Source organism: Longimicrobium sp., assembly GCF_036280135.1.
GTDB lineage: Bacteria > Gemmatimonadota > Gemmatimonadetes > Longimicrobiales > Longimicrobiaceae > Longimicrobium.
This window is the reverse complement of record NZ_DASURI010000021.1, coordinates 1-4720: the sequence shown is the minus strand read 5'-3', so window position 1 is coordinate 4720 and position 4720 is coordinate 1. Positions and strand designations below refer to the sequence as shown.

The 4720-nt window shown below is 74.3% G+C and carries 4 protein-coding genes; 2 read left to right on the top strand and 2 right to left on the bottom strand.

The window, feature by feature from the left end; genetic code table 11:
• Positions 1-199: 199 nt before the first annotated feature.
• Both bla (VFZ20_RS00565) and bla (VFZ20_RS00560) read right to left on the bottom strand, forming a co-directional pair.
• Complete coding sequence (gene bla / locus VFZ20_RS00565; RefSeq protein ID WP_329681861.1) at positions 200-1105, bottom strand: subclass B3 metallo-beta-lactamase; 906 nt, start codon at positions 1103-1105, stop codon at positions 200-202.
• A 67-nt stretch (positions 1106-1172) separates the two neighbouring features.
• Complete coding sequence (gene bla / locus VFZ20_RS00560) at positions 1173-2114, bottom strand: class A beta-lactamase (RefSeq protein WP_329681860.1); 942 nt, start codon at positions 2112-2114, stop codon at positions 1173-1175.
• 211 nt (positions 2115-2325) lie between these two features.
• On the opposite strand from bla (VFZ20_RS00560), the gene VFZ20_RS00555 reads away from it, so the two are divergent.
• On the top strand, positions 2326-2718 hold the full coding sequence (locus VFZ20_RS00555) for a BlaI/MecI/CopY family transcriptional regulator (protein WP_329681859.1): 393 nt from the start codon (positions 2326-2328) through the stop codon (positions 2716-2718).
• Positions 2715-4720: M56 family metallopeptidase (locus tag VFZ20_RS00550; RefSeq protein ID WP_329681858.1), on the top strand; the 2006-nt coding region annotated here is incomplete at its 3' end. The genes VFZ20_RS00555 and VFZ20_RS00550, both read left to right, overlap by 4 nt.

Below are 4720 nucleotides of genomic sequence, written 5' to 3'. Positions count from 1 at the left end.
AAAAAACGCGGATCCCGTCCCCTCGCCGAAAGCAGCCCCTCTACCAAGGGACGCCGTCATCCTGCTGATTCCTCCGGTCCGCGACCGGCCGTCGCGGCTGCAGAATCCCTGCTCTTCCAACCTCCCCCAGGGGTTTTTGGGGGAGGTGCGAGCCTACGCGAGCGGAGGGGGCGCCCCGCGCGGAGCCTGCCGTTTCCGCTCAGTTCCCCGCGCGCTCCGTCTCCAGCCGGCGCTGCAGCGCCTGGCGCGCGTTGGCCGCGTACCGCTGGCACGCCGTCTGGTCGATCAGCCCCTGCGGGCCCCGCGCGAGCCGCTCCCACAGCTGCGAGGCCGCGGGGTGCGGCGTGACGAGGAGGTCGCACGGCAGCATCTCCAGCGCCCGGTGACCACGCTCGAACCCGGAAATCAGCGACGGATGATCGAGGTAGCGAAAGCCGTCCGCCGAGATGGGTGTCTGGCTGTCGGCGTAGACCATGTCCACGCACCCCGCGTCGTCGCACGACCGCCACGACCACGTGGTGCCCCCGGGCGTATGCCCCGGCGTAAGGTGCGCCGTGACGGCGATGGGCCCCACCCGCAGCGTCTCCCCGTCCGCGAAGCGCCGCACGTCCACCACAGGCGGAAAGCCCAGCAGCACGCCGTACTGCGGATCGCCCGCATCCGAGGTGCCGCGCTCCAGCACGGGCGCGCTGGGCTCGCTCGCCGCCACCTGCCCGCCCGACGCCCGCTGCAGCGCCGCGATCCCGCCGGAGTGGTCGAAGTGCGCGTGCGAGTTGAGGATGAGGCGGATGTCCGCCGGATCGAACCCCAGCGCGCGGATGTTCTCCAGGATCAGCGGCGCGGAATTGGGCAGCGCGCCGTCGATGAGCACGTGCCCCGCGGGCGACGTGATGAGCACCGCGCCCAGCCCCCGCGTACCCACGTAGTACGTGCTGCCGTGCAGCTTTACGGGTGCCTGCGGCTCGTTCCACTCCGCGCAGCTGGAGCAGTCCTCGGCGGAATAGGCCTGGGTGAGCGGATCGCCGGGCTGTGCGGCGGCGGCGGTGGCCGACAGCGCGAGCAGGGACGCGGCGACGGTCGGGATGCGGGCGGATGCGGATCTCATCGGTCCTTCGTACGGCTCGGGTGAACGTGCGGGCCGGCTCGTGCGGCCCGCACGGGAACGATCCTGCTCAACGCGCGCCATTGGCCCACTGCGCGTAGGCGGCGCGGGTGACCAGCGCGATGGCGCCCTGCGTCTGTGCGATCTGCCCGCGCGCGTTGCGGACGAAGACGGCGACCGCCAGGTGCCCGCGCCCGCCGGGAAGCGTGATGACGCCCACGTCGTTCAGCGCGAGGGTGTGGGGCTCGGAATCCGCCGTCCACGTGCCCGTCTTGTGCGCCACGGTCGTTCCGCGCGGCACGCCGGCCACCATGCGGCCCTCGGGATTGCGCGTGTCCGTCATCCACCCGATCAGCCGCTGCGTCTGCGCCGGGCCCAGCAGCCGGCCGCTCCACAGCGCCGCCAGCAGGTTGGTGACGGCTTCCGGCGTGCCGGTGTCGCGCGCGTCCAGCGGACCGTACTCGCTCAGCCGCGTGTAGTCGCGGTCGATGCGGATCTGCGCGAATCCCATCTCCCGCAGGTCCGCCGTCACGGCCGCCGGTCCGCCCACCAGGTGCAGCAGCTCGTTGGCCGCCGTGTTGTCGCTGTCGGAGATGGCCCCCTCCAGCAGCTGCGCCACCGTCACGCGCGTGCCGGCCGACAGGCGCCGGCGAAACGCGTTTTCTCCCCACACCAGCCGCGCCGCGTCGATGCGCACGGTGTCGTCCAGGCCAATGCGGCCGCGCTCCACCTGCCGCAGCACGTGTACCGCCAGCGGCACCTTGAGCACGCTCGCCAGGAAGAACGGCTCCCCGCCGCGCGCGCCGAACGTCTCGCCGCTCTCCAGGTGCCGCACGTGAAAGCCGATGACGCCGCCCGTCTGCCGCTCGGCCTCGCGCACGGCGGCACGGAGCGCGGCGGTGTCGGCCGGGGTGGCGGCGGCGCGCGGCAGCGCATCCGCCGGCGCGGGAAGGTGGCGGGCCGCGAGCGGCGCGGCCAGCGCGAGCAGGGCGGGGACGATGATCAGCTTCATCTGCGGTCCTGGGGTACGCGGTGGATGTACGAAACAGTTCGTAGATCGAACATACGACAGGTTTCGTAGATGTCAATTCCCCTGGTTTCGCAAGATATAGGAGAGCGGGAAAATGGGGAGGGACTTCCCTCCACGAACTGCTTCGTATATGATTCGTCCGCGGCCCGCGCCGATGCGGGAGAGCACGTTCGCTACCCGGGATCCCGTCGCCATGTCACGCACCCCGCCCCTGCCCACCGAAGGCGAGCTCCGCCTGCTGCGCGTCCTGTGGGACCGCGGCGCCAGCACCGTGCGCGAGGTGCACGAGGCGCTGGGCTCCGGCGCGGAGACCGGCTACACCACCGTCCTCAAGCTCCTGCAGATCATGCACGGCAAGGGATTGGTGATTCGCGACGACAGCAGCCGCACGCACATCTACGCCGCCGCCGTCCCGCCCGAGACCACGCAGCGCCAGCTGGTGACGGACCTGATTGACCGGGCGTTCGGCGGCAGCGCGCACCGGCTGGTGATGCAGGCGCTGGCCCCGCGCGCGTCCAGCCGCGAGGAGCTGGACCAGATCCGCGGCCTGCTGGACGAGCTGGAGCGGCGGGAGGGCGGCCGATGAGCGCCCGCGTCGCCGAGGCCGTCGGCTGGGCGCTCGTCCACTCGCTCTGGCAGTTCGCCTTGCTGGGCGCGGCGCTGGCGCTCGCGCTGCGCGTGCTGCGCGGCGCGCCGTCCACGCACCGGTACGCGCTCGCCTGCGCCACCCTCGCGCTGATGCTGGCGACGAGCGTGGCCACGGGTGTCGTCGCGTGGCGGGGCGGGGAGGGGGCGGAATCCGCCGTGGTCGAGTCGGCGTCGGCGGACGCGCACCGGGCCGTCGCGGAGGCGCGAGATGCGGATCCCGGCGGCGTGATCGCGGAGTCCATCGACGTGGCACCGCGCTGGTTCCGCGCGGACGACGTGGCGGAGGTCTCAACCCGCGTCCGCGGCGCGCTGGACGCGTACCTGGGATGGATTGTGGCGGCGTGGCTGGTGGGCGTGGCGCTGCTCTCCCTGCGGCTGGCCGGCGCGTGGGTGTTCGTGCAGCGCCTTACGCGCATGGGCACGAGCGCCCCGCCGCGCGCGCTGGCGGACGCCGCCCGGCGCCTGGCCGACGCGCTCGGCGTGCGGCGGACGGTGGCCGTGCTCGCCTCCACGCTCGTGCACGTGCCGACCGTCGTGGGGTGGCTGCGGCCCGTGATCCTGGTGCCGGTGAGCGCCCTGACGGGCCTTGCGCCGCGGCAGCTGGAGCTGCTGGTCCTGCACGAGCTGGCGCACATCCGCCGCCACGACTACCTCGTCAACCTGCTGCAGACCGTCTGCGAGACGCTGCTCTTTCATCACCCCGCGGTGTGGTACGTGGGGCGGCAGATCCGCGCGGAACGCGAGCACTGCTGCGACGAGCTGGCCGTGGGGCTCGCGGGCGTGCGGGAGTACGCGGGCGCGCTGGCCACGCTGGAGGCGCTGCGGCAGGATGCGCCGGCGCTGTCCGTCGCGGCCAACGGCGGATCGCTGCTGGCGCGCGTGCGGCGCCTGGTGCAGCCCGCGCCCCGTCCCGCGCCGCCGCGCCTGGGCGCCGCCGTGCTCGCGCTGCTGCTGGCCCTGGCCGTGGCCGCGCCCGCCGTGGGCCGCGTCGTGGAGGCGCGCGAGCCGGCGTCCAACCTCGCGTGGACGCCGGCGTGCCCCGGGGCCAGCGCCGCCGCCGGCTCCACGCTGTGCCCGGACGTGGATAACGCCCTGGGGACCCTGCTGGCCGGGTACGCGCCGGGCGCGTCCGCCATCGTGCAGGACGTGCGGACGGGCGCCGTGCTGGCCTACGCCGCCACGGGCGATGACGCGCGCGGGCTCACGGAGCCGGTGCTCCCCGCGTCGGTGTGGAAGCTGGTGCTGTCCGCGCTCTGGTGGGAGCAGGGGATGGGCGACGGCGCGCTGCCGTGCCCGGCCACCCTGGACGTGGGCGCCGGACGCGTGATGCGCAACAGCACCCGGCCGCCGGCGACGCTGGCCGGCCCCGCCGAGATGCTCGTACACTCGTGCAACACGGCCGCGGCAACGATGGCCCTGCGCCTGCGCGACGCCATGGGCGAGCAGGGCGTGCTGAACGGCGTGCGGCGGATGGGCTTCGGCGCGGGGGACGGGGCGGATGGACGCGACACGGCGTTCTGGGCCACGCGTTCCGCCGATTTCCGCGCGCGGATGAGCCCCGCGCGCGGCCGCGTGGGCCCGGGCGACGCGTGGGATGGGTTCGCCATCGGGATGCTGGACGTGGAGACGACGCCGCTGCACGTGGCGCGCTTTCTCCAGGCCGTCGGCAACGACGGGACGATGGTGGCGCCCACGGTGGACGCCGCGCTGGCCGGCCGCGACGCGGGGCATCCGGTGATGTCCGCCGCCACCGCCCGCCGGCTGCAGTCCGCCATGCGCGACGTGGTGCGCCGGGGCACGGGCACCGCCGCCGCCGAGGCGCTGGGCGACGCGCCGTGGACGCTGGGCGGCAAGACGGGCACGTCCCCCGGCGGGGCGGGCGAGACGGACGGCTGGTTCGCCGGCCTGGCGTTCGACGGGGCAGGGAGCGCGCGCTACGT

Coding starts and splice junctions, on each gene's coding strand:
- bla (WP_329681861.1), bottom strand. CDS start 1,105: ATGAGATCCGCATCCGCCCGCATCCCGACCGTCGCCGCGTCCCTGCTC.
- bla (WP_329681860.1), bottom strand. CDS start 2,114: ATGAAGCTGATCATCGTCCCCGCCCTGCTCGCGCTGGCCGCGCCGCTC.
- VFZ20_RS00555 (WP_329681859.1), top strand. CDS start 2,326: ATGTCACGCACCCCGCCCCTGCCCACCGAAGGCGAGCTCCGCCTGCTG.